A 25,546-nucleotide genomic window follows, 5' to 3' on the forward strand; every position below is an offset into this window, starting at 1 on the left:
AAATGCGACATGCCCAAGCTCAACGCCGACTTTCGCGATCACGACCACGGGCCGGCGCCGGTCACCGCGCTTGCCACCGATTATTCGCCCGGCCACGAGACCGCCGAGCACGACCATCCGTATGCGCAGCTGCTCTACGCCGTGCAGGGCGTGATGATGGTGCGCACCCATGCCGGCCACTGGGTCGTGCCGCCGACCCGCGCGATGTGGTTGCCGCCGAAAACCCGACATGCCGTGCGCATGATCGGCAGCGTTCACATGCGCTCGGCGTTCATCGATCCGCAGCGCGTACCGGATCTGCCGACCCGATGCGCAGTACTCGCGGTTTCGCCCTTGCTGCGCGAACTGCTGGTTGCCGCGGTCGCCTTGACGCCGCCGCACACACCCGATTCGCGCGGCGAACGCATCACCGAGCTGCTGCTCGACGAGCTGCGGACGGTGCCGGCGCTGGCCTTGCACCTGCCACAACCACGGGATGCACGTTTGCGCCGGATTTGCGATCGACTCGCCAGAGCGCCGCATGACAACACCACGGCAACGCAATGGGCGCAGACCCTGCACATCGATGCGAAAACCATCCAGCGCCTGTTCGCCCGCGAAACCGGCATGAGCTTCGGTCAATGGCGCCAGCAGGCGCGACTGCTGGCGGCACTCGAACAACTCGCGCAGGGCGAACGCGTGCTCGACGTCGCGCTGGCGCTCGGTTATGCCAGCCCCGGCGCGTTCGCGACCATGTTCAAGCGCCAGTTCGGCGTGACGCCAAGCGCGTATTTCAGCTGAAGCCTCGCGACATGCTCAGTGACAGATCCATTCCTTCGCGGCTTCCGTCTCGGCCATCGCAAAGCTGCGCACTTCGACGCCCGGCATCAGCTTGGCGGCCACCGACAGCACGTTCTGCACCCAGCTCTGATCGCTGACCACCGCCTCGCGCTCGAAGCGATCCCAGTTCTTCAGGCCGAACTTGAGGTCCTTGAAAAAGGCTTCCGCCGACATGCCGTCGAACGCCGGCACCTCGACGTAGATGCGCAGCTTGTCGTGCGTCGCCAGCTTCGCGTCGATGGTCTTGCGCACGGCATCGTATGCCTCGGTACCGATACGGCCGTCGACGCGCAGGCCGACGACATTGCCGGCCGGAAACGGAATCGATTCGATCATGTCATGTTCCTCCTGTATTCCATGGCGGGCGCTGGAGCCCGGTCTGCGGTTGCCGGCAATGAAATCGCACCGGCACAACACGGACGCCGATTGCGGATCGACGACAGACGGCCGCGACCGGCCCCGTTACTATCGCCGTTCTCCCCTTTTCCGAGCTGAATACCCATGAGCGTCCGCATTCCCGCCACCCTCATCCCCGGCGACGGCATCGGCCCCGAAATCGTCGACGCGACGCTGGCCGCGCTCGATGCGCTGGACGTGTCGTTCGACTGGGATATCCAGCAGGCCGGACTCGCCGGCGTCAAATCCGCCGGCGACCCGCTGCCCGATGCGGTGATCGAGAGCATCCGCCGCACGCGGCTTGCCTTGAAAGGACCGCTGGAAACGCCGTCCGGCAAGGGCTATCGCTCCAGCAACGTGCGCCTGCGCGAAGCGTTCAAGCTGTACGCCAACGTGCGTCCGGCACGCACGCTGATTCCCGGCGGCCGCTACGACAACATCGATCTGATGATCTATCGCGAGAATCTCGAAGGCCTGTACATGGGCTACGAGCACTACATCCCGATCGACGGCGATCCGGAGGCCGTCGCGATCGCCACCGGCGTCAACACGCGCCAGGGCTCGCGGCACCTGCTCGAATACGCGTTCGAGCACGCGATCGCGCTCGGCCGCAAGAAGATCGCCGTCGTGCACAAGGCCAACATCATGAAGGCGCTGACCGGCATCTTCCTCGACGAGGCGCGCAGGCTGTACAAGGCAAAGTACTCGGATCGCATCGAACTGCAGGAAGTCATCGTCGACGCCTGCGCCATGAAGCTGGTGCTCAATCCCTGGCAGTTCGACACCATCGTCACCACCAACCTGTTCGGCGACATCCTCTCCGATCTGGTCGCCGGCCTGGTCGGCGGTCTTGGCATGGCGCCGGGCGCCAACATCGGCGCCGACGCGGCGATCTTCGAAGCGGTACACGGTTCGGCGCCGGACATCGCCGGCCAGGGCATCGCCAATCCGGTCGCGCTGCTGCTGGCAGCGGCGATGATGCTCGACCACCTCAAGCTGCAGGACAAGGGCGATCGGCTGCGCAAGGCGATCGACGCCACCTTCAACCTCGATCAGGTCCGCACCGGCGATCTCGGCGGCAAGGCCGATACCAAGACGTTCACTGCCGCGCTCGTCGCGCGCATTCGCAACGAGGGTTGAGCCGCGGACCGTCAGAGGCTGCACTTTTAACCCGGGAAGCTTGCAGATGGATGAGTCAAGCAGCGAAGGCAAAAGATGAGTCGTCGCCGAAAGCAGAAATGGGGTGTCGGCGATGTCTTCGAAGTACCGCTGCGAGACGGAAGCGCGGCGATCGGCCAGGTGATTGCACTCGAGCCAGGTGCAATGAAATGCCCGATTTGCGCGTTTTACGCTGAAAAGTGGCGCGACGATGTGTCGCCGAAACTGATCGAGTCAGACCTGATCGCAGTCCTCTTCGTGACTCCAGATCTTTTGGATAGCGGCGTATGGACTATCGTAGGGAGTCGCCTCGCCATCAAGCCGGACCGTTTTGTTGCGCTCGACGAATTGCGGCGCTCGAATTTCGTCGGACTGCGAATCATTGGATCCGGCATCGTTCGTGAACTTGTGGAAGCCTTTGACGGCCTGATTCCTTGGGACAGGTACCACGATCCAAATTATTTGGATGGCCTGCTCGCGCCTGGGCGTAGTCGGCCAAGCTCTGCTCGTTTTTCAAGGCCACATTGAGTGTGCTCTCGTGACGTTGTCAGACTCCTTCTGCGAGAAAATACTGCGAATGGACATTGATGTTTGCGCAATGGACGTACCGCTTGCATGGAAGATGCATTTACGTGAAGTCATCCGCATCGGGCGAAATATCGATATTGGCATCCCTTATATCGACTTGCGCGGACCTCATCGGCCTTCGCAAAGCGCGCCGCCGACAAAAAACTCTCAATGCACGGCACGAACGTAGCCATCATGCCCACCATGCAAGCCTTCGGTTCTTACGACTACATCATCGTCGGTGGCGGCAGCGCCGGCTGCGTGCTGGCCAATCGCCTGTCGGCAGACCCGGATGTTTCGGTGCTGCTGCTCGAAGCCGGCGGCAAGGACGACTGGATCTGGATTCACATTCCGGTCGGCTATCTTTACTGCATCGGCAATCCGCGCACGGACTGGTGCTATCACACGCAGGACGAAGCCGGTCTCGGCGGCCGCTCGATTCTCTACGCGCGCGGCCGCGTGCTCGGCGGCTCGTCGTCGATCAACGCGATGATCTACATGCGCGGCCAGGCATGCGACTACGACCAGTGGGCCGAACTCGGCGGTGATCCGTCTTGGGCCTGGGACGCCGTGCTGCCCGTCTTCAAGCGCAGCGAAGATCATTGGCGCGGTGCCAGCGAGCACCATGGCAGCGGCGGCGAGCTGCGCGTCGAGCAGCAGCGCCTGCGCTGGGACATCCTCGATCGCTTTGCCGATGCCGCCGAGCAGGCCGGCATTCCGCGCACCGACGACTTCAATCGCGGTGACAACACCGGCTCCGGCAAGTTCGAAGTCACGCAGCGGCGCGGCCTGCGCTGGAGTGCGTCGCGCGCATTCCTGAGACCGGCCATGAAGCGCCCGAACCTGCAGGTCGTGACCGGCGCGCTCAGCGACCGCCTGTGTCTGGACGGCGCGCGCGTGACCGGCGTCGAGTTCGTCCGCGATGGCGAGCGCCATCGCGCCACGAGCCGGATCGAAACCGTGCTCGCCGCCGGTTCGATCGGCTCGCCGACCATCCTGCAGCGCTCCGGGATCGGCGATCCGCAACGACTGAGCGCGCTCGGTATCACGACGCATCACGCCCTGCCCGGCGTCGGACGCAATCTGCAGGATCATCTGCAACTGCGCTCGATCTACCGGATCAGCGGCATCCGCTCACTCAACCAGCTCGCGAACAACTGGTGGGGCCAGGCCATGATGGGCCTGGAATACGCGTGGCGGCGCGGCGGGCCCCTGAGCATGGCGCCCAGTCAGCTCGGGGTGTTCACCCGCTCGGGACCGGAGCAGACCCGTCCGAACCTCGAGTACCACGTGCAGCCCCTGTCGCTCGACAAGTTCGGCGATCCCCTGCACCGCTTCCCGGCGTTCACGGCTAGCGTCTGCAATCTGCGGCCGAGTTCCCGCGGCGAAGTGCATGTCGCGTCGGCCGATCCGCACGATGCGCCGGTCATCGCGCCACGCTACCTGTCCACCGAAGAGGATCGCCGCGTCGCCGCCGATGCCTTGCGCCTGACCCGTCACATCGTCTCGCAGCCGGCGCTGGCGCCGTACCGGCCCGAGGAATACCTGCCGGGCCCGCAGTACCGCAGCGACGACGAGCTGGCAGACGCCGCCGGCGCGATCGGCACCACGATCTTCCATCCGGTCGGCACTTGCCGGATGGGACGCGCCGACGACGGCTCGGTGGTCGACACCCGGCTGCGCGTGCACGGATTGCACGGCCTGCGCATCGCCGATGCGTCGATCATGCCGACCATCACCTCCGGCAACACCAATGCGCCGACCATGATGATTGCCGAACGGGCGGGCGCGATGATTCGGGAAGATCGCCGGCTCGGCCGCACCGGCGGGCCATCTGCATCCATCTGAGTGACGCCGACGTAAAGTTTCGTGTGTCGGCACGGAAACTTGTCTTCCGCAAGACCGTCCAACCAGGCAGCGGAATGTTCCGCTCCATCCGACCTCCGGGGAGATCACTCATGTCCGTTCGCCTGCTTGCCCCCGCCGCGGTCCTTGCCGCAGCCCTGTCCGCCTGCGCGAGCCAGAGCACTTACCAGCCGGCCGCGCAAGCCAACGCGGTGGGCTATACGCAGACTGCACTGGGCGACGGCCACTACCGCATCGTCTATGTCGGCGATACCCGGACCCGGGCCGAGACCGTGCGGGACTACGCCCTGCTGCGGGCTGCCGATTTCACGCTGGAGCAGGGTTACGACTGGTTCACGGTCACCCGGCAGGACACCGAACACCGCGACCGGTCGACGACCAATCTCGCGCCCGATTTCGCGGCACCGCCGCAGCCGGTCGTCTATCGCAGCTGCGGCCTGCTCGCCTGCACGTCCTCCGTCGCCTATGCTCCCGGCTACAACGATGGCGAAGGGAGCGCGACAACGACAAGCGAGCGCGCCTACACGTCACGACTGGAGATCGTCCTGCACAAGGGCCAGAAGCCGGGCGACAACGTCAACGCCTATGACGCGCGTGACGTCGCCCGCTCCCTGCGCCCGGGCAGCAGCGTCACGCCATGAGGTTTGTCGATGAACGAAAAGGCCGGGCCTTGCCCGGCCTTTTCGTTGCCGCGTCGACCCGCTGCGTTCGCTCAGCAGAGCTGCATCGCCGCACGGACGGTGAGCGCGAGCAGCACCAGCGAGGAGATGGCGAACAACCCGAAGCGCAGTTCGATCTTGTTGATCAGCGCCTGCACGAAGCTGTGCACGACCCGCAGCACGACATAGGCCCAGGCCAGCGCCACACTCAGCGTCGACGCGTCGCCGAGCGTCGCCAGCGCAATCGCGACCGCATAGAACAGGACCGGCTGCTCCAGCAGATGGTTGTAGTTGTCGGCCTTCCAGCGCACCGAGGCCGGCAGTTCGGCCATCTGCGCACCGTTGACCCGCTGAGGATCGAGCACCATCTTCATCCGTGTGATCGCCGGAATGCGCGTCGCATACATCCACGCCCACATCACGAACGTCCACAGCACCAGCACGACCACCGGCTGCAGCAGCAGCTTGGCGTTTTCCATGTTCCCTCCCCCTGATGGGCGCCGGTCGGCGCCGACCGAACTCTATTGCAGACTCGACACGACAATCCACAGCGGACACGCGCCATGGCCGGAGGCGGTACCGGAAGCCGGGGCTTGGACAGGAAACGGAGTTGCCGGCAACAAAAAGGGCCGGGCAAAGCCCGGCCCTCGTGATCGACTGCGGCTCCGGCCTCAGTTCACGCGCTGCAGCACCGTCGCAACGCCCTGTCCCATGCCGATGCACATCGTCGCCAGACCGAACTCGGCATTCTTGTCGTTCAGCACATGCGCGAGCGCGCCGGTGATGCGGGCACCCGAGCAGCCCAGCGGATGGCCGAGCGAGATCGCGCCGCCACGAACGTTGACGCGGTCCATGCGCTCGGTGAGCTTGAGATCCTTGAGCACGGCGATCGACTGCGCGGCAAACGCTTCATTGAGTTCGAAGTAGTCGATGTTGCTGATGTCCAGACCGGCGCGCTTCAGCGCCTTCTGCGACGCCGGCACCGGGCCGATACCCATGATCGACGGATTGCAGCCCGCCGAGGCCATGCTGACGATCTTCGCCATCGGCTTGAGCCCCAGAGCCTTGGCCTTGTCGGCCGACATGATCAGCGTGCACGACGCGCCGTCGGAAATTGCCGAACTGTTGCCGGCGGTGACACTGCCCTTGGGATTGAAAGCCGGCTTGAGCTTGCCGAGATCGGCGAGGTTGGCGTCCGCCCGAACGACTTCGTCGAAGTCGACCAGCAGCGGCGCGCCATCGGCGTCATGGCCTTCGACCGGCACCATTTCGTTCTTGAACTCGCCATTCTTCCAGGCGGCGTACGCGCGCTGGTGCGAGGCGAGCGCGAACTCGTCCTGCTGCTGGCGGCTGACCTGATGGGTCTGCGACAGCATCTCCGCGGTCAGGCCCATCATCGCCGAGGCCTTGGCGGTGTTGAGCGACAGTTCCGGATCACCGTCGAAGCCATGCGTCATAGGCACATGGCCCATGTGCTCGACACCGCCGGCGATGAAGATGTCGCCGACACCGGCCTTGATGCTGCCGACGGCGGCGTGGATCGCGGTCATCGACGAGCCGCAGAGGCGGTTGACGGTCTGGCCGGACACGGTCTGCGGCAGACCGGCGAGCAGCGCCGCGTTGCGCGCGATGTTGAAGCCCTGTTCGAGGGTCTGCATCACGCAGCCCCAGATCACGTCTTCGACGTCGGCCGCCTGCACGGCCGGATTGCGCTTGAGGATTTCCTGCATCAAATGCGCGGACAGGGCTTCCGCGCGGACGTTGCGAAACGCACCGCCCTTCGAACGACCCATCGGCGTACGGATCGCGTCAACAATCACGACATCAGTCATTGCAAATCTCCGTTTCGTCTTCCTCTCCCCATGTGCGGGGAGAGGATCGAGGTGAGAGGCGTTTCAATGAGACCCCTCACCCTGGCCCTCTCCCCGCGGGGAGAGGGAACTGTTGTTGAGAGCTTTACTTGGGGAAGTAGAGCTTGCCTTCGGCGGCCATCTTCTTCATCGACTCGGTCGGCTCGTAGAGCTTGCCGAGCTGCGCGTATCTGGCGCACTTGTCGAGGATGGTCTGCATGCCGATCGTGTCGGCGTACTTGAGCGCGCCGCCGCGGAACGGCGGGAAGCCGATGCCCATGATCAGGCCCATGTCGGCTTCGGTCGGCGTCTCGACGATACCGTCATCGAGGCAGCGCACCGTCTCGATGATCATCGGCAGCATGTGACGGTCGATGATCTCTTCGTCGCTCATGTCGACCTGGCCCTTCTGGGTCGGCTTGAGCAATTCGTAGGTCGCCGGATCGGCAATCTTCTTCGGCTTGCCCTTCGGATCGGTTTCGTACTTGTAGAAGCCGAGGCCGTTCTTCTGGCCGAAACGCTTCTGTTCGTACAGCACATCCAGCGCGGTCTTGTCGCCGGTGTCGTTTTTCATGCGATCCGGATAACCCTCGGCCAGCACATCGCCGACGTGGTGCGAGGTGTCGATGCCGACCACGTCCTGCAGGTAGGCCGGGCCCATCGGCCAGCCGAAGCCTTCCATGACCTTGTCGATCTTGACGAAATCGGCGCCGTCGCGCAGCGCACCGAGGAAGCCGTAGAAGTACGGGAACAGGATGCGGTTGACGAGAAAGCCCGGGCAGTTCTTGACGACGATCGGCGTCTTGCCCATCGCCGCGGCGTAGGCGGCGGTGGTCGCAATCGCTTCCTTCGAGGTCTTCTCGCCGTAGATCACTTCGACCAGCGGCATGCGATGCACCGGGTTGAAGAAGTGCATGCCGAGGAAGTTTTCCGGATGCTTCATCGCCGTCGCCAGCTCGTCGATCGAGATCGACGAAGTGTTGGACGCGATGATCGTACCTGACCGGACCTGACTCTCGACTTCGGCGAGCACCGACTTCTTGATCTTCGGATTCTCGACGACCGCCTCGACAACCATGTCCACGGTCTGGAAATCGCCGTAGTTCAGCGTCGAGCGAATCGTCGACAGGATGTGGCCGGCCTTTTCCGGCGTCAGCTTCTTGCGCTCGACCTGCTTGGACAGCAGCTTGTTGGCTTCTTCCATGCCGAGGTCCAGCGCCTTGTCGGCGATGTCCTTCATGATCACCGGCACGCCCTTGACGGCGGACTGGTACGAGATGCCGCCACCCATGATGCCGGCACCGAGCACAGCCGCGTGCTGCACCTTCTTGCCGGCCTTGACGTAGCCCTTGCCCTTCTTCTTGATGAGCTGGTCGTTGAGGAACAGGCCGATCAGCGCGTCTGCCTGCGGGGTCTTCGCGACCTTGGCGAACGCCTGGCCCTCGATCTTGAGTGCATCGTCGCGGGTCTTGCCGGCGGCCTTCTCGATCGCCGAAACCGCAGCCAGCGGCGCCGGATAGTTCTTGCCGGCCTGGCCGGCGATGAAGGCCTTCGAGGTGCTGAACACCATCATCGCTTCGATCGCATTGAGCTGGAGCTTGCCGGTCTTCTGGGCGCGGCGCGCCTTCCAGTCGTACTTGCCGTCGACAGCCTGCTGCAGCAGCTTGATCGCGGCGTCCTTGAGCTTGTCCGGCGCCACCACGGCATCGACCGCGTGCACCTTGAGCGCCGCTGCCGGCTTCTGCTGCTCGCCGCCGGCGATCCATTCGATCGCGTTGTCGGCACCGATCAGGCGCGGCAGGCGCACGGTGCCACCGAAGCCCGGGAACAGGCCGAGCTTGGCCTCCGGCAGGCCGACCTGGGCGGTCGCGCTCATCACGCGATAGTCCGTCGACAGCGCCATCTCGAAACCGCCGCCGAGGGCGATGCCATTGATCACCGTCACGCTGGGAAACGGCAGGTCCTCGATCGCACTGAACACCTTGTTGGACTCGAAGGTCCAGGCGGCGATCTCCTCCTCCGGGCGCTGGAAGCTGGCGCCGAATTCGGTGATGTCGGCACCGACGATGAACACGTCCTTGGCGCTGGTCACCAGCAGGCCCTTGATCGAACCGTCCTTCGCCAGCGCGGCACCGGCCTCGCCGAGTTCGGCCACGGTACGCGCGTCGAACTTGTTGATGACATCACCCTGGCGATCGAAGCGGAGTTCGGCAAAACCGTTCTCGAGCTTGTCGACCTGGATGGACTGCCCTTGATACAGGGGCGTGTTGGACATTACAGACACCTCGCTCAGCAGATGGAAAAGGGGGAGGCGCGGCCGCCTTGCGACAGCCTGGCGCGACGGAAATTTGAAGTCGGCCATCATAGCGGCGGCCCGGCAAACGTGAAACCTCGAAACCGGGCCGCGCCAGGTGTCCGCAAGCGCCCCGCCAGAGGCCGGCCGGACGCGCGCATGTGTTTCTTTTTTGACAATGTTTTGGGCCAGACCTACACTCGACGACAGCTTTTTGGGGGAAAAGTCAAGGGGAGTAGATGGCGCCATCGAATCGCCACTGTAAGGACATGAAAAAGCCGTTCGTTACCGGCCATCGCCATGCTGCGCGCGCCCCCGCCATGCCGGCATCTGTTGTCGCCCCGCCCCACGAATTCCCGGTATCCGGTCGCCACCTTGCGCGCCGGACCCTGCCGCGAATCGCGTCCTGCCTTCGCCACGCCCCGCAGCCGACGCGCCTGGTTCCACTGCTGCACGCATATTCCTGGCCGTCCTGGCCGCAACCCGTATGGAGCTTGTCACGCTTATGAAGAAGTCCGCGAAGAAGGGCCCGGCCAAGGCTGCCAAAGCTGCGAAGAAGGTCGTTGCCAAGAAGGCCGTGAAGACCAAGAAGGTCGTCGCGAAGAAAGCCGTCAAGGCCAAGAAGGTCGTTGCCAAGAAGGCAGCGCCGAAAAAGGCGGCAGCCAAGAAGCCGGCCGCGAAGAAGCTCGTGAAGAAGGCCGTCGCCAAGAAGAGCTCGGCCAAGAGCAAGATCGCCGCGCTGAAGAAGTCCGCGAAGAAGGTCGTGAAGAAGGCGCAGAACGGCGCCAAGAAGGCCGTCAAGCAGGCCAAGGCGGCGGTGAAGAAGAACACGGCCAAGGTCAAGAAAGTTCAGGCGACCGTCAAGAAGGACGTGAAGAAGGTTCAGGCGACCGTCAAGAAAGACGTCAAGAAGGCGCAGGCGGTCGTCAAGAAGGATGTCAAGAAAGCACAGGCAGCCGTCAAGAAGGTCGAAGTGCAGGCGAAGAAGGCCGTCGCTGCGGTGGAAAAGAAAGTCAGTGCCGTGACCGAGCCGGTCGTCGCCGCGGCCGTCAACATCACGCCGTCGCCGCTGTCGCGCGCCTTTCTGGCCACGTCGGCGGGCAAGAAGGAGATCGCCGAGCATCCGGAAATCGTCGCGACCATCAGCGACAGCACGCCGCCGGAATCATCGTCTTCCTGATCGGCACTTCGCTTCGTGCAAAGGCCCGCCATCCGGCGGGCCTTTGTCGTTTTGGCGCGCGCAGGCGACAATCCGCAAGCCGTCCCATTCATCCGTCCATCCGCATGAACTCATGAGCCTGACGCTGGAACAAAGCACGGCGCTGTGCAGTCTGCTGTCCGACATCAGCCGTCAACGCCTGCTGCTCCTGCTCGAGCGCTACGAGCTGTCGGTCGCGGAGCTGACCGAAGTCACCGACCTCGCGCAAAGCCGGGTATCGACGCATCTGGCCCGCCTCAAGCGCGCCGGCCTGGTCCAGGACAAGCGCGCCGGCAATGCGGCGTATTACTCCGCCATCCAGCACGACGGCGAAGCCTCGACCTTCTGGAACCTGCTGCGCGGCACGCTCGACGACGGCCAGGCTCGTGTCGACGACGAACGGGCCGAACAGGTCGTGGCGCGCCGCAAGCACGGCCAGACCTGGGCCGAATCGGTTGCCGGGCGCATGGAACTGCACTATTCGCCGGGCCGCACCTGGGAAGCGACGGCGCGCGCGCTGATCGGCCTGCTGTCGCTGGGCGAAGTGCTCGACATCGGCTGCGGCGACGGCGTGCTCGCCGAGCTCGTCGCGGAACGCGCCGACGGCGTGACCTGCGTCGACATCAGTCCGACCGTCATCGCCGCGGCGCGCAAACGGCTGCACGATTTCCCGAAAGTCGAATTCGTCGAGGCCGACATGCACGCACTGCCGCTCGCGGCCGGCCGCTATGACCATGTCTTCATGATGCATGCCCTGGCCTACACCAGGGAGCCGAAGCTGGTACTGCAGGAGACGGCGCGCCTGCTCAAACCCGGCGGCCGCCTGATCGTGGCAGCGCTGGCGGAGCACACGCATGAAGAGACGATGCGTGCCTACGATCACGTCAACCTCGGCATCAGCCCCGACAAACTACGCAAGCTGCTGGTCGCCTGCGGTTATGCAGTGGAAAGCTGCCGGATCAGTTCGCACGAGCCGCGGCCGCCGTATTTCGCGGTCGTCACGGCACTGGCCCGACGCGTCTGAGCGATCGACCGCGGCGCTACCGCGGCGCTACCGCGGCAACGGTATCAGGCGTCCTTGGCGGGCAGCTCGCCGGCCCAGACACAATTGCCCCTGGACTTGTCGTCGATCTTCTGCAGCCGTGCGCGATGCGCGACGAGTTCGGCGTCGCTGGCCCGCCGTACCGGCAGTGCCGCATCGCTGACGCCAAGCAGCTCGGCGAAACGCGAGCGCCGGTTCTGGCCGGCGCCTTCGTCATCGAGCACCAGCTTGCTCTGGCCGCCGGTCATCGCCAGATAGACGTCGGCGAGCAGGCGCGCGTCGAGCAGTGCGCCGTGGAAATCGCGATTCGAATTGTCGACGGCGTAACGCTTGCACAAGGCGTCGAGATTGACCTTCTGGCCCGGGTGCAGACGCCGCGCCATGGTCACCGTGTCGGTGATCTCGCAGACTTCTTCGAGCTTGCGCAGCACACCGGCGCGCGCGAACTCGGCATTGAGAAAGCCGACGTCGAACGGCGCGTTGTGAATGATCAGCTCGGCGCCGGCGAGGTAGTCCCAGATCTGCTGCGCCAGCGCCTCGAACTTCGGCTCCTGCGCGACGCGCTCGTTGGTGATGCCGTGCACGCTGATCGCGCCGGCGTCGATTTCGCGTTCGGGATTGAGGTAACGGTGGAAGTTGTTGTGCGTGGGGCGCCGGTTGCGCAGCTCGATGCAGCCGATCTCGATGATGCGGTGGCCGAGGTCGACCTCGAGGCCGGTCGTTTCGGTATCGAGAATGATCTGGCGGTTCATGAAGTCAGTTCCCCGGAGCTGACGGCAGTCGACAGCGCCATCAGCACGCCCTCGTTGGCGAGCCGATCGGCCTCCTCGTTGCCTGGATCGCCGTTGTGCCCCTTGACCCAGCGCCAGTCGATCCGGTGTCGCTGGGCGGCAGCATCGAGCGCCTGCCACAGATCCTGATTCTTGACCGGCTTCCGGTCGGCGGTTTTCCAGCCACGCGCCTTCCAGTTCGGCAGCCACTGCGTCAATCCCTGCACGACGTAAACCGAGTCGGTGAACAGCGTCACCTCGCAGGTCTGCTTCAGCGCATTCAGCGCCTCGATCGCGGCAGTCAACTCCATGCGGTTGTTGGTGGTCGCACGTTCACCGCCCTTGAGCGTGCGTCGCGTCCCGCCGTACTGGAGAACCGCACCCCAGCCGCCCGGGCCGGGATTGCCCTTGCAGGCACCGTCGGTGTAAACGGTGATCGACTTCAATGCAGGCGCGGAATCATTCATGCGCACATTCTAGCGACCGCGCCTGCACGCCACTCGCGATGACGATGCGCGCGCCATCGCCACTCGCCTCCCGATTCGCAGGTGACGACGCTCAGGGCGCGGGCTTGGGCTCGCCGTCGAGCCCTTGCCGCTGCGCGGCCGGCGTGGCAACGCCGATCAACGGTTTGATCTGTGCGCGCTGCGTCTTGCCGACCAGATTGATCGGCAGCACACGCCGGCGCGCGACGATCAGATAGCTTTCCGCCAGTGGTGCCAGCAGATTGCCGGGCGTCCAGGGATGCGTGATCGAACGCGGCGCCAGCCACGGAAAGCCACTGCCGAAACGACGCACGTCAACGATGTCGAAATCGAGCAGCTGCAGCCAGTCGCCGACCCGGCCGGCACCGTAGTAACGCGCGCCCGGCGGAAAGTTGCGTGCGCGCAGGCCGAGCCGCTGCCGCCAGGCCAGCCAGCTCCAGGGGCTGAACCCGAGCAGGAACAGGCGACCGCGATCATTGAGCACGCGCGCCGCCTCGCGCAGCACCGTATGCGGCGAACCGCTGAACTCGATGGTGTGCGGCAGCACCAGCGCATCGACGCTGCGCGCCGGCAGCGGCAGATGTTCGGGATCGATCACGGCCGACGCACTGCCGCCGATCGCGGTTCCGAGCACCGCGCGATGCAGGGTTTCCGCGCCCTCCAGCAGACGACTGTCGCCCAGCCAGCTGCCGATCTGCAGGACATGGCGACCGAAGATGTCCGGCAGCAGACGCCGCAGCTCCGCAGACTCGAGGGCGAGCAAACGCTGGCCGCGCGGCGACGCCGACCATTGCTCAAGCGCACCACGATCCGACAGTCGCCGACCGCGGGGATGACGTGCTGGAGTCATCGCACTACCCTCTTGCTGGAAACCTCGCCTTCATCATAACGCCGAGCCCCGCACGATGATCACCGTTCAGCCCCTGCCGGCATTTACCGACAACTACATCTGGGCCCTGCGCCGCGACCGGCAGGCGATCGTCGTCGATCCGGGCGACGGCAGCGTCGTGCAGCGCTGGCTGGACGCCGAATCCCTGCAGCTCACGGCCATCGTCATCACCCACCACCACCCGGACCACACCGCCGGCATCGCGCCCTTGCGCCAACGCTGGGACGTGCCGGTCTGCGGGCCGCGTGCCGAGCAGGCCACGATCCCCGGCCTGACGACGCTGCTCGACGACGGCGACCGCGTCGAGCTGTTCGGCGAGCCGTACACGGTGATGGCGGTACCCGGGCACACGCTCGGTCACATCGCCTATTGCGGCGGCGGTCGGCTGTTCTGCGGCGACACCCTGTTCTCGGCCGGCTGCGGCCGGCTGTTCGAAGGCACGCCGGCGCAAATGCATGCGTCGCTGAGCCGTCTGGCCGCGCTGCCTGGCGAAACGGCGGTTTACTGCACGCATGAGTACACGACCGCCAATCTCGCCTTCGCCGCCGCCGTCGAGCCGGACAATGCCGATCTGCAGGCACGCATTGCCGAAGTCCGCAGCCTGCGGGCCGCCGACCGGCCGAGCCTGCCATCGACGATCGCACTGGAGCGCCGCCACAACCCCTTCCTGCGCAGCGCGGTGCGCGAGGTGCAGTCCAGCGCCGCGCAACATGCCGGACAGCCACTTGATGGCGAGGTCGCCGTATTCGCCGCGCTGCGCGCCTGGAAAGACGGCTTCCGCGGCTAGGATATTGCTTGCCAATGTCGGACAAACCCGCAGCGCAGGAGCCCTTCATGAACCATCTGCCGGCCGCCGCGTGGCCAGGCCGACGCCGCCACGCACCGATGCTGATGCTGGCCGCATGCGCAGGCCTGCTCTCCTTGCCAGCATTCGCCCAGGCCGGGGCCGCGGGCGGCGCGACCGCCAGCGCCGCCGCCGCCGCTGCGGCGCCGGATCCACTGGCGCGAATCGCTGAACTGTCCCGCATCCGGCGCGAGGCCGGCCTGAAGATCTGCCGCGACTCCGCCGACGGCAAGCTCGCCTACGTCGGCTTCGTGCAGGACGCCGAGCAAGGCAACATCAAGGTCGAGATCGCCCAGGAACTGGACAAGGCTGCCGGCACGCCGGTCGCCGGCTTTCAGCCCGTCAATGTCTGGGATGCGATCGACAACTGGACGATCTGTCCGCAGTAGCCGCACGAAAAAGCCCGGGCTGACCCGGGCTTTTTCCGCCTGCCGAGAACTCAGTGTGCGCGCGCCGCTTCCGCGGCGGCCGATTCGCCGGTCGCCGGCGTTTCGGCGACGACCCGCGGCTCCGGCTCGCGCTCGAGCGCGATCCGCAATACGTCCTCGATCCAGCGTACCGGCTCGATGTTGAGCGTCGACTTCACCGTCTCCGGAATGTCGGCAAGATCCTTGACGTTCTCCTGCGGAATGATCACGGTCTTGATGCCGCCGCGCTGAGCCGCCAGCAGCTTTTCCTTCAGGCCACCGATCGGCAGCACCTCGCCACGCAGGGTGATTTCGCCGGTCATCGCGACATCGGCGCGCACCGGAATCTCGGTCAGCGCCGAGACCAGTGCCGTGCACATCGCACCACCGGCCGACGGACCGTCCTTCGGTGTTGCGCCTTCCGGCACATGCACGTGAATGTCGGTGGTCTCGTAGAACTTCGGATCGATGCCGAGCTTGTTCGAGCGCGAACGCACGACCGTCAAGGCGGCCTGGATCGACTCCTGCATGACGTTGCCGAGCGAGCCGGTCTGCGTCAGCTTGCCCTTGCCGGGCGCCAGCGCCGCCTCGATCGTCAGCAGTTCGCCGCCGACTTCGGTCCACGCCAGACCGGTGACCTGACCGACCTGGTTGCGCTCTTCGGCACGTCCGTAGCGGAACTGGTAGACGCCCAGATACTTGTCGAGATTGTCGGCCGTCACGTCGACGCGCGTCGTCTCCTTCGAAGTCAGCAGCTCCTTGACCACCTTGCGGCAGATCTTGCTGACCAGACGTTCCAGCGAACGCACACCGGCTTCGCGCGTGTACAGCCGCACGATGTTGCGCAGCGCGTCGTCGCTGACGGACAGCTCGCCGTCCTTCACGCCGTTGTTCTTCATCTGCTTCGGCACGAGGTACTGCTTGGCGATCGCGACCTTCTCGTCCTCGGTGTAACCCGGCAGGCGGATCACTTCCATGCGGTCGAGCAGCGGGCCCGGAATGTTCAGGGTGTTCGCGGTGGCGATGAACATCACGTCCGAGAGGTCGTATTCGACCTCGAGATAGTGATCCTGGAACGTCGAGTTCTGTTCCGGATCGAGCACCTCGAGCAGCGCCGACGACGGATCGCCACGGAAATCCATGGCCATCTTGTCGATCTCGTCGAGCAGGAACATCGGGTTCTTGACGCCGACCTTGCTCATGTTCTGGATGATCTTGCCCGGCATCGAGCCGATGTAGGTGCGCCGATGACCGCGGATCTCGGCCTCGTCGCGCACGCCGCCCAGCGACATGCGCACGAACTTGCGGTTGACCGCATCGGCGATCGAACGGCCGAGCGAGGTCTTGCCGACGCCCGGCGGGCCGACGAGGCACAAGATCGGGCCCTTGAGCTTCTTCATGCGCGCCTGCACGGCCAGATACTCGACGATGCGTTCCTTGACCTTCTCCAGACCGTAATGGTCCTCGTCGAGCTTGGTCTGCGCCAGATCGAGGTCGATGACGGTCTTGGTGCGCTTCTTCCACGGCACCGAGGTCAGCACGTCGAGGTAATTGCGCACGACGGTGGCTTCCGCCGACATCGGCGGCATCATCTTCAGCTTGTTGAGTTCGGCGACCGCCTTGGCCTTCGCCTCCTTGTGCATGCCGGCCTTCTCGACCTTGCTGGCCAGTTCCTCCTGCTCGTTCGGGCCGTCCTCGTTCTCGCCGAGTTCCTTCTGAATGGCCTTCATCTGCTCGTTCAGGTAGTACTCGCGCTGGTTCTTCTCCATCTGCTGCTTGACGCGCGTGCGGATCTTCTTCTCGATCTGCAGCACGTCGATCTCGCTTTCGAGTTGCCGCATGACGTGCTCGATGCGCTTCTTCGCATCGTCGATCTCCAGCACTTCCTGCTTGTCCTCGAGCTTCAGATTCAGGTGGGCAGCGATCGTGTCGGCGAGCCGGCCGGGCGCGTCCATGCTGGCCAGCGACGGCAACAGTTCCGCCGGAATCTTCTTGTTGAGTTTGGCGTAGCCCTCGAACTGGGCCAGGATCGAACGCGTCGCCGCGTCGACTTCCTTGTCATCGGTGGTGCCGAGCTTGTCGTCCGGCAGCTGCTGGCAGTCGGCCGTCAGGTAGGCGCCTTCGAAGTCGAAGCTCGCGATGCGCGCACGGTGCACGCCTTCGACCAGCACTTTCACGGTACCGTCCGGCAGTTTCAGCATCTGCAGGATGCTGGCGAGCGTGCCGACGCGATAGAGGTCTTCCTCGCGCGGCTCGTCGGTATCGGCGGTCTTCTGCGCCACGAGCAGGATGCGCTTGTCGTCCTGCATCGCCGCGGTCAGCGCCTTGATCGACTTCTCGCGGCCGACGAACAGCGGGATCGCCATGTGCGGAAACACGACCACATCGCGCAGCGGCAGGACGGGTGCGGTGCGTTCGGGCTGGTTGTCCACGAGATCTCCAGGTTGGGTGCCAGCATTATGCCGGCTCGGGTCTCTTCCTGTAGTCGAAGCGGCAAGAATCAAGCCATGCGCCGGACACCCAAGGTCAAAGCGTCTTGCGATCAGCGACTTGCGCATCATCACCGGACCGTGAAGTGCACCGCCGGCGTCAGCTTCTCGACACCGTCGGCACCACGCACCGCCGCTTGCAGGCGGTGCGCGCCGACCACCAGCGGCCAGTCGTATTGCGCGTCGCTGGTTTCGGCGACCGTCGCGCCGTCGACCTGCCAGCGCACGGCGACCGGCGTCTCGCGCCAGGCCAGTTCGAAGCGCAGCGCCTCCAGCGCGTCCGGAATGCGCGGATCGCGCGCCAGCAGCAGGCCATCGAAGGGCTGGCCGATCCTCGGCGTGTCCGGCAAGGTCTCGACCGGTTTGCTTGCGTCGGCATCGGCCGCCAGATTCAGTGTCGCGGCGCGCAGCGGCGTGTCCGGCGGCAAACCGGCGAGCAGCGAACGTGTCAGCAGCGCCGGTCCGCGCGCGCCGGTCACGCCTTCGGTTGCGACGCCCGACAGATTGCCGATCCACACGCCGACCAGCCAGCGGCCGTTGTACGCAACCGTCCAGGCATCGCGGTAATCGCTGGAGGTACCGGTCTTGACCGCGGTGCGCACGGGAAAGCGCAGCACGCCGCCTTCGCCGAACTCGAGCAGTCGCGACGAGGCGTCGGACAGGATCGCGCTGATCGTGCGTGCCGCGTCGCGCGCGATCAGCGGCTGCGGCGGCGCTTGCGGTCCGGTGTCGTCGAACACCGTCAGAGGCTGCCAGACGCCATCGCGCGCCAGCGCCGTGTAGGCCTGCACGAGCTCGTACAGACTCAGCGCACCATTGCCGAGCGCCAGACCGTCCCCGTAATAGTCGGCAGGTTCGACGAGGCTGTGCACGCCCAGCGCCTGCAGGCGCGTCAGAAACGCCTGCTGACCGACGAATTGCAGCGCCTTCACGGCCGGAATGTTCAGCGAATTGCCGAGCGCCTCGGCGACCGTGACCGTGCCGTAGTGCGTGCGGCTGTAGTTGCGGTACTCGTGCAGACCGCCGTTGATGCGCTCGCGCAGTTCGGCGTCGTCTATCGTCGTGTCGGCGCGCCAGCCGCGTTCCAGGGCCTGCGCATAGAGCAGCGGCTTGAGCGTCGAACCGGGCTGGCGCGGTGTCTGCACGGCGTCGATGCCGACCGCATGCGGATGGACGCGATCGGCGCTCGCGTAGGCGCGAATGCGGTTGCCGTCGAGATCGACGACCAGCACCGCGCCCTGCCCGGCGCCATCGCGCGCCAGATCGCGCAGTCGCTCGCGCAGGAAATCTTCGGCCGCGGCCTGCAGCGCGACGTCGAGGCTGGAGTGCACACGCGTCGTGCCGGGTCGCAGACGCGCCGCCTCGCGTGCCGCAAACGCACGAAAATGCGCGGCATGCAGTTCCGGCACCGGCCGCACGAAATCGGGCAGATTGGTGATGATCGCGCCGGCCGGCCATTCGCCGCGCGCCTGCATCGCCGACGCCAGACGCCGTACGCGCTGCTGCAGCGCCAGCGGTTCGCGCGCGAAACGCGAGGGCGCGCGCACCATGACCGCGAGCGCCAGCATTTCCTGCGCCGACAGCGTGTCGAGGCTGCGTCCGAAGTAGTACTGCGCCGCCGGCCCGACACCGCGACGGTTGGCGCCGTACGGCACCTGATTCAGATAGAACTCGAGGATGTCGGCCTTGCTGAAGCGGGCTTCCAGACGCATGGCCTCGAAGCCTTCGACCCAGCGCGACCAGACCGTGCGCGGTCTGGGATGGAGAATCCGCACGACCTGCTCGCTGATCGTGCTCGCGCCGCGAACAGCGTGGCCGGCGCGCAGATCGGTCCACAGCGCCGCGACGCGCGCGCGCCAGTCGACGCCCCGATGCCGCCAGTAGCGATGATCCTCGGCCTCGACAAAGGCCGTGCGCAGGCGCGCCGGAATGCGCTCCAGCGGCACCCGATCATGCAGATTCCAACCACCGTCATACGAAACCTGCAAGGCACGACCGTCGCGGTCGAGCACCTCGGGCTGCTGCGCGGCGACGGTATCGAGTCGCAAGGTGTCCGGCAGGGCGCGCTGGGAGGCCAGCGTCGCCAGCACCAGCAGCGCACCGGCAAGGGCGATGGCGCGGACGATCTTCATGCGTGCGCGCCGGACGCCACGATCGGCAAACGCCCGTTCACGGCGCCGGCTCGACCTTCAGTCGCGCGGCGATGCCGTTGCCGAACACGTCCGGGTCATACATGCGTTCGGCGTGCGTCTCGGTGACCGCGAACTCGCCGCTCGCGACCGCCTGTGCGATCCACGCCAGCTTGTAGTGCCCGGCCGCAATCTCGTCGGCGTAGAAGCGCACGCCATCGAAGCGCAGGGCGCGGTAGTAGAACGGATACGGATAGGCCGGACTGGCCTGCGCCAGCGTCTCCGCATCCAGGCCCGAGGCAGTGGCCAGGTCAGGATTGACCGGCTCGAGACCGGCCGGCACCGGATCGTCGACGACGACGTAGGTCATCCATGCCGGCACATCGAGACTCAACTCGATTTTCAGTCGTTCGCCCTGGCGTACCGACATCAGCGGACCCGACAGTGCCTGCCACTGGCCATCGCGCTGCACGAAGTAGTGGCGCGACACGCTCAGACCGGCGTCGAGTGCCGCATCGGGCACCGGCGTCGCATAGCGCAGGGTCGTCGTCACGTAGGCGCGGCCGTCGCCGCTGCCGCGGATCTGCAGGCTGCGCGCGGCGCCGGCCGATGCTTCGAGCGGCTTGTCGATCGTCGCCGAGCGACCGTCGGCGAGCTGTACGCTGCCGAGCGTCTGCGCGTCCAGTGCCGCGCTTGCCGTCATCTTCAGGGGCACGGCTTCGTAGCGATCCGCATAGTCGATCAGCGCACGCGTGCAGAACAGATTCTCCTGCGTGTTCTCCCAGTGTGTGTGCGTGCCGCGCGCCTGCGTGATGGTGCGTGTCAGTTTCATCGCCAGCTCGGCGTCGCCGGCCGTGCCGTGCGAATCGGCCGGCGCCAGCAGCGCCGACAACGCCGCGCAGTTCGAGCGCAACGGCGAGCCCAGCAGCCAGGCATCGTCGCTGCCACGATCGTCGGCCAGCACGAAACTGCCGGCCGACTGCTGACCGCGCGCGAGCATGCGCGCCGTCGCCGCCTGCAGCGCATCGCCGCCACCCGGCGTATGCGCGGCGGCCTGCGCAAACAGCGCCTCGCCGAACAGGCCCATGCGCGGCAGCTGCACTTGATAGCGTTGCAGATCCTCGGCCCCGAGCTGACCACGCTGCGCGAGCGCGGCGAGCGCGACGGCCCGGACCTGTGCGCGAAGTTCGGCGCTGTCGTAGCCGCTGCCCTGGATATCCTCGCGCAGCAGCGTCCGCAGATAGGCGTCGAGCTTGTCCCAGACCGCGTTCGGCGGCCGGTAGCCCATCGCCTGCAGCCAGCCGAACGCGAGCGCGGTATAGGCCGACAGATACGGACTCTGGTACGCATCCTGCGGCACGAAAAACGTCATGCCGCCACCCGGCGCCTGGAACGAGGCCGCGTCGTCGAGCGTCTTCTGCGTCAGGGTCTGCGCGTCGCTCCAGTCCGGCGGCGATGCCAGTCGTGCGCGCAGCTTGAGGAAGTGCGCGGCCATCACGCCCTTGGTGAGCCGTTGCTCCCAGCACAGGTACGGGTAGTCCGCCATGTAACTGAACGCGCCGTCGAGATTGCCCAGCAGACTGCTGGCAAAGGCCAGCCGCAGATCGGCGTGCGTCGCCCCGGCCGGCAACTGCAGGGGAAGGGTCAATGGCTGCGCGGCGGTCAGCGGCGAGAAGTCGGCGGCTGTCATCGTCAGCGGACGCTCGTGCACCGGTACGTCAAGCTGCAAGGCATCCCGATCGGCAGCGTCGCCGGCGCGCACGACGAAGTGCACGGTGCCGGCCTGATCGACCGTCAACGGCAGGCCGATATTGCGACGCTCGAACGGCTTGAGCGTCAGCGACTGCTCGATCCTGCCGCGCGCCGCGCCGCTTGCCTCGATGCTGACGCCGAGCGTCCGGGGCTTCCTGGCGCGGTTCATCAAGGTGAACGCCGCGTCGACTTGATCGCCGAGCGCGAGCTGATTCGGCAGGGCGGAGCGCAGCTCGGTCGGCTTGTTGACCGCGATCCTGCCCTGCCCGAGCCCCATGCGATCACCGGGTGTCACGGCCATCGCCAGCACGCGCCAGCCGGACAGATTGTCCGGCGTCGTGAACGTGAACCGCGCACGACCGTCGGCGTCGGCCTTCAGCGACGGATTCCAGTACGCAACGAACTTGTCGACCGAGCGCAGCGACAGGTCGGCGCCACCATCGCCGCCCGCGTTCGCGCCCTTCTTCTCGAATTTCTGGCGGCCGATCAATCGCGTCAGCAGACTGTAGTTCGCAAGATCCAGCGCATCGAGCTGATTGAAGCCCTGGAGCGGATCGAAGTATGTGCTGCCACCGGAGATCAGATCGAACACGGCATCGTCGAGTACCGCAACCGCGAATTCGATCGGTTCGCCGCTGTCGTGGCGCGGCCTTGCCGCCAGCTCGACCTGCAGCGCCTCGCGCGGCCTGGCCTCGGCTTTCGACGGTGTGACCTCGACCTGCAGTTCGCGATACGGGTCCTCGACCTTGAGCGTCGCGTAGCCCATGCGGAACGTCGGCTTGCCGAGATCGACGCCGTCCTTGACGGGCGCCGCCACACGCGGTGACACCACCGTCACCGAAACATAGGCGCCGGGCAGATATTCAGGCTTGATCGGAATCTCGATGACCGGCGTCGCCGTCTCCAGCTTCTGCGTGCGACGCTCGAGCACACCGTAGCGCTCGACCGTGATCAATGCGGTCGCGCCCGGATACGGATTCTCGACGAACAGACGGGCGACATCGCCGACCTTGTACTTCGCCTTGTCGACGCGCACGTCGAGTGAAAAGTCCGGCCGGTCTTCCCATAGCACGGCGTCACGACCCTGCGCGTAGATCCAGGTCGTCGACTCGTGCAGGCGGCCATGACGATCCTGCGTCATCGCCGTCGCGCGCAATTCGCCTGCGGCATCCGGCGTGAAACGGCAGTGATCGCCGTCTGCGTGCGAACGGCCCTTGCAGCTTGCGACCCGCTGCCAGCTCTGCACGTAGCGCGTGATGTAGGCGTTGCCCGCCCCCTTGACGCGCGCGCCCTTGGTGATCCGGCGTTCGATCGTAACGTAGTACGGGGCGTCCGCCTGCGGCTTGCCGTCGCGATCGACGACCAGCGTGTCGACCTCGGCGGCCTGACCGGCCTGCGCCCAGCCGCTGTAGTTGATGCCGATGTAGCGATCGCGCCCGAAATACGGAATCCGCGCCTGACCGACGATGGCGCGACCGCGATCGTCCTGCACCGTGCCTTCGAGCACCAGATCGCCGACCAGCACCGCGCTGTCGTTCAACTGCAGCGACGTGGTCCATTCGCCCTTGTTGTCGAGCGTCGCTTCCTGATCGAGCAGCGGTGCGCTCTCGCGTCCCCCGGACTGCCAGGTGTCGAAGCTGTAGCGTTTCGCGAGCGGGTCCTGCGGCTCGAATGGCGCCGCCTGCACGCGCGCGGTGATGCGCGCCCTGGCATCGGCGAACGGACCGCCGCCGTGCAGTGTCGCGCGCAGGTTCGCGTCGAGCCGCGCACCCGGCATCGCATCCCCGGCACGCCATTCGGCGCTGACGTGGAACGGCGCCGGCACGAAATCCGAGACCAGCACGCGAATCGGCTCCAGCGTCAGGTCCCTGGCGTAAGCAGGCTGCAATTCGAAGCGATACCAGCCGACCGCCGCCGCGTCGGCGAGCTTGAGTTCGCCGTCGATCGCGCCGAAGGCCGACAGTGCGAGATGCTCGCGCACCTGCACGGCCGTGCCGGTCGGATCGATGATGCGCAGCGTGTAGTCGCCGGCCGGTGCCGGCTTCAGCGTGCGGTCGCCGTCGTCGCGGACATAGAGCTTGTACTGAATCGTGTCGCCGGCGCGGTAAACGCCCTGCGCGGTCGTGCCCCAGGCGCGCAGATGACCATGCCGCTCGCGCCGCCATTCGGAAATCTGTTCGCGGGACGCGCGCCAGGTGTCGACCTGGAACTCGCTGGTCAGCGGCAACAGCGCGATGTCGTTGCCGCGCGTGACCCGCAGCACCAGCGGCTGCCGGCCGTCGCTGCGCGTCGCAAGGTATTGCCGATCGAGCTGCGGATCGAGCTCGGCGCTGCCCGGCAACTGCACCAGGCCGCTGGCGTCGGTACGGCCGCTGGCCTTGACGGCGCCATGCCAGCCGTCGAGCACCGCGACATCGGCGCTGCCGACCGCGGCGCCGTCGGCCATGGCCGTCACCCAGACCAGGAGATTGGCGTTGCCGTACTTGGCGTGTACCTGCCAGGGCGTGACTTCGGCAAAGAACGGCAAGGGCTTTTTCGAGGTCGCCGGCGTGCTGCTCAGCTCGCCGAGCAGCACGCCGCTGCCCGCACCCAGCAGTTCGCGCATGCCGAGCGGCGTCGCGTAGGCGAGATTGCGAACCGCCGGCAACTTCAGGTCGCGGCTCGCCGCGCGGTCAGCGTCGGCGCCGGCCGTGATGCGCTGCGCGCCGAGATGCAGCGTCTCGAGATTGGTGACGATCGCCGGCACGTCGGAGTCGACACCCGATTCGATCACTGCCGGCGAATGCTCGAACACCAGTCGCGGCGTGCGCGCGCCGGTGCGAAAGCCGAGCGTCGTCGCCTTGCCGAATGCACGACCGAATCGATCCTGCAATGCCGCTGCGACGGTCAGCTGGTAGTCGGTTTCGGCTGCCAGCGCGAACGGCAGGCGCAGGTCGTAGGTGTCGGTCCTGGCGTGATCGCCGCTGACCGTGCGCGCAGCCGCGGCGCTGTCGTCGTCGCCATCATCGCCGTCCCCGGTACCGTCATCGGCGCTGTCGTCATCGTTCGCCTCGGCCTTGCGCAGGTCGGGGACGATCGTCAGCGCGTCGCGCAGGGCCTGCGCCGCGACCGGCACATTGAACACCAGCGACGCACCTTCCAGCGGCGCACAACGCGCACCCGGCGCGATCACGCGCGTGCGACCGTTGTCGTCGCAGCGCAGACCGATCAGCCGCGGCGCAGCAAACGTCTGGAAACCGGCGATGCTGCGCGATTCGTCGCCACGCTGCGCACCGAACGCCGAACGCAGTCCCGGCTGCACCTGCAGGCTGTAGCCCCGGTCATCGGCAAGCGGCGCACGTGGGCGCAGGAGCCAGGTTGCACGCGCCTCGCCGTCCGGTGTCCAGAACGGCGTCTCGCGATCGTACCAGGCCGGCTGTGCCTGCAATGGCGCACCGTCGAGCGTGATGGACTGTTCGACGGACTTGGCGGTCACCGGCTGGCTGAACTGCACTCGTAGCTGCGGCAGGCTCGGACCGGACCAGTCGCCGACCTCGGCGTACTGCACGCGCGGCAGACTGGTGACGAACCGATAGCGGCGCGGCGACGCCAGACTGCTGCCGTCCTGTGCGACGAAGCCCGGCTGCACGGCAATCGTGTACGCGGTCGCCTCGCGCAACGAGTCACCGTCGGCAAGATTGCAGGCGAGATTCTGGGTGTCGAGCCAGCGCCAGTGGCACGCGACCGCCGGCGTGATCGTCACCGGCACTTCGCTGCTGTCGCGCTCCATGCGGCCGAGCGGCACGACGGCGCGGTCGAACGCGAGCACGATCTGGCTCTGCGCCGGCACGTCCTCGCCGGCCGGCGTCACGCGCAGCAACTGCAGCGCCTCGGCGCGCGCGCCGGGCGCGTACAGCAATGCCAGCGCCAGCGTGACGATCAGCCGGCGCATGG

Annotated in this window: 19 protein-coding genes; 9 read left to right on the top strand and 10 right to left on the bottom strand. The window is 66.1% G+C overall.

Annotated elements, in window-relative coordinates:
- Positions 1-9: 9 nt before the first annotated feature.
- A complete protein-coding gene (locus G7Y85_RS02705; RefSeq protein ID WP_166251281.1) occupies positions 10-780 on the top strand; it encodes an AraC family transcriptional regulator in 771 nt (256 codons plus the stop codon).
- A gap of 15 nt (positions 781-795) precedes the next feature.
- Here the strand turns inward: G7Y85_RS02705 and G7Y85_RS02710 are convergent, their stop codons facing one another.
- The gene (locus G7Y85_RS02710) at positions 796-1,155 is read right to left on the bottom strand and encodes a SpoIIAA family protein (protein WP_166251283.1); all 360 of its coding nucleotides are present in this window, start codon (positions 1,153-1,155) and stop codon (positions 796-798) included.
- A gap of 165 nt (positions 1,156-1,320) precedes the next feature.
- Here G7Y85_RS02710 and G7Y85_RS02715 point away from each other — a divergent pair, with 165 nt between their 5' ends.
- The 4 genes from G7Y85_RS02715 (at position 1,321) to G7Y85_RS02730 (ending at position 5,447) form a co-directional block, all read left to right on the top strand.
- Positions 1,321-2,355 carry an isocitrate/isopropylmalate dehydrogenase family protein gene (locus tag G7Y85_RS02715; RefSeq protein ID WP_166251285.1) on the top strand — a complete coding sequence of 345 codons (1,035 nt, stop codon included), beginning with the start codon at positions 1,321-1,323 and terminating at the stop codon, positions 2,353-2,355.
- Between the two features lie 75 nt (positions 2,356-2,430).
- Positions 2,431-2,901 carry an Imm26 family immunity protein gene (locus tag G7Y85_RS02720; RefSeq protein WP_166251287.1) on the top strand — a complete coding sequence of 157 codons (471 nt, stop codon included), beginning with the start codon at positions 2,431-2,433 and terminating at the stop codon, positions 2,899-2,901.
- 243 nt (positions 2,902-3,144) lie between these two features.
- Positions 3,145-4,788 (top strand): GMC family oxidoreductase, encoded by a 1,644-nt coding sequence (locus tag G7Y85_RS02725; RefSeq protein ID WP_166251883.1) that lies wholly within the window; start codon positions 3,145-3,147, stop codon positions 4,786-4,788.
- Between the two features lie 110 nt (positions 4,789-4,898).
- Entirely contained in the window at positions 4,899-5,447 is a 549-nt protein-coding gene (locus G7Y85_RS02730; RefSeq protein ID WP_166251289.1) for a CC0125/CC1285 family lipoprotein, read from the top strand.
- A gap of 71 nt (positions 5,448-5,518) precedes the next feature.
- Here the strand turns inward: G7Y85_RS02730 and G7Y85_RS02735 are convergent, their stop codons facing one another.
- The 3 genes from G7Y85_RS02735 to fadB all read right to left on the bottom strand — a co-directional run bounded on the left by G7Y85_RS02735 (position 5,519) and on the right by fadB (position 9,590).
- Positions 5,519-5,944: an MAPEG family protein gene (locus G7Y85_RS02735; RefSeq protein ID WP_166251291.1), complete on the bottom strand. Its 426-nt coding sequence runs from the start codon at positions 5,942-5,944 to the stop codon at positions 5,519-5,521.
- A gap of 192 nt (positions 5,945-6,136) precedes the next feature.
- Positions 6,137-7,297, bottom strand: a complete 1,161-nt coding sequence (gene fadA, locus G7Y85_RS02740; RefSeq protein WP_166251293.1) for an acetyl-CoA C-acyltransferase FadA — start codon at positions 7,295-7,297, stop codon at positions 6,137-6,139.
- Positions 7,298-7,421: 124 nt separating this feature from the next.
- Complete coding sequence (gene fadB / locus G7Y85_RS02745) at positions 7,422-9,590, bottom strand: fatty acid oxidation complex subunit alpha FadB (RefSeq protein WP_166251295.1); 2,169 nt, start codon at positions 9,588-9,590, stop codon at positions 7,422-7,424.
- Positions 9,591-10,113: 523 nt separating this feature from the next.
- On the opposite strand from fadB, the gene G7Y85_RS20050 reads away from it, so the two are divergent.
- Together G7Y85_RS20050 and G7Y85_RS02755 are read left to right on the top strand one after the other, a co-directional pair.
- A complete protein-coding gene (locus G7Y85_RS20050) occupies positions 10,114-10,788 on the top strand; it encodes a histone (protein WP_174839733.1) in 675 nt (224 codons plus the stop codon).
- Positions 10,789-10,900: 112 nt separating this feature from the next.
- The gene (locus G7Y85_RS02755) at positions 10,901-11,830 is read left to right on the top strand and encodes a metalloregulator ArsR/SmtB family transcription factor (RefSeq protein ID WP_166251297.1); all 930 of its coding nucleotides are present in this window, start codon (positions 10,901-10,903) and stop codon (positions 11,828-11,830) included.
- Between the two features lie 44 nt (positions 11,831-11,874).
- On the opposite strand, the gene dnaQ is transcribed toward G7Y85_RS02755, so the two are convergent.
- The 3 genes from dnaQ to G7Y85_RS02770 form a co-directional block, all read right to left on the bottom strand.
- Positions 11,875-12,600: a DNA polymerase III subunit epsilon gene (gene dnaQ, locus G7Y85_RS02760; protein WP_166251300.1), complete on the bottom strand. Its 726-nt coding sequence runs from the start codon at positions 12,598-12,600 to the stop codon at positions 11,875-11,877.
- A complete protein-coding gene (gene rnhA / locus G7Y85_RS02765) occupies positions 12,597-13,085 on the bottom strand; it encodes a ribonuclease HI (RefSeq protein ID WP_166251303.1) in 489 nt (162 codons plus the stop codon). Before rnhA ends, dnaQ begins: the two co-directional genes overlap by 4 nt.
- Before the next feature lie 91 nt (positions 13,086-13,176).
- Positions 13,177-13,953 (bottom strand): class I SAM-dependent methyltransferase, encoded by a 777-nt coding sequence (locus tag G7Y85_RS02770; RefSeq protein ID WP_166251306.1) that lies wholly within the window; start codon positions 13,951-13,953, stop codon positions 13,177-13,179.
- 55 nt (positions 13,954-14,008) lie between these two features.
- Here G7Y85_RS02770 and gloB point away from each other — a divergent pair, with 55 nt between their 5' ends.
- Together gloB and G7Y85_RS02780 are read left to right on the top strand one after the other, a co-directional pair.
- Positions 14,009-14,779 (top strand): hydroxyacylglutathione hydrolase, encoded by a 771-nt coding sequence (gene gloB / locus G7Y85_RS02775; protein WP_166251309.1) that lies wholly within the window; start codon positions 14,009-14,011, stop codon positions 14,777-14,779.
- Between the two features lie 47 nt (positions 14,780-14,826).
- Positions 14,827-15,225 carry a hypothetical protein gene (locus G7Y85_RS02780; protein WP_166251312.1) on the top strand — a complete coding sequence of 133 codons (399 nt, stop codon included), beginning with the start codon at positions 14,827-14,829 and terminating at the stop codon, positions 15,223-15,225.
- Positions 15,226-15,275: 50 nt separating this feature from the next.
- On the opposite strand, the gene lon is transcribed toward G7Y85_RS02780, so the two are convergent.
- The 3 genes from lon to G7Y85_RS02795 form a co-directional block, all read right to left on the bottom strand.
- Positions 15,276-17,609, bottom strand: a complete 2,334-nt coding sequence (gene lon, locus G7Y85_RS02785; protein WP_241695981.1) for an endopeptidase La — start codon at positions 17,607-17,609, stop codon at positions 15,276-15,278.
- Between the two features lie 194 nt (positions 17,610-17,803).
- Entirely contained in the window at positions 17,804-19,864 is a 2,061-nt protein-coding gene (locus tag G7Y85_RS02790; protein ID WP_166251318.1) for a transglycosylase domain-containing protein, read from the bottom strand.
- A 37-nt stretch (positions 19,865-19,901) separates the two neighbouring features.
- Complete coding sequence (locus G7Y85_RS02795) at positions 19,902-25,544, bottom strand: Ig-like domain-containing alpha-2-macroglobulin family protein (RefSeq protein ID WP_166251321.1); 5,643 nt, start codon at positions 25,542-25,544, stop codon at positions 19,902-19,904.
- Positions 25,545-25,546: the final 2 nt, after the last annotated feature.

Source organism: Solimonas terrae (assembly GCF_011067135.1).
GTDB lineage: Bacteria > Pseudomonadota > Gammaproteobacteria > Nevskiales > Nevskiaceae > Solimonas > Solimonas terrae.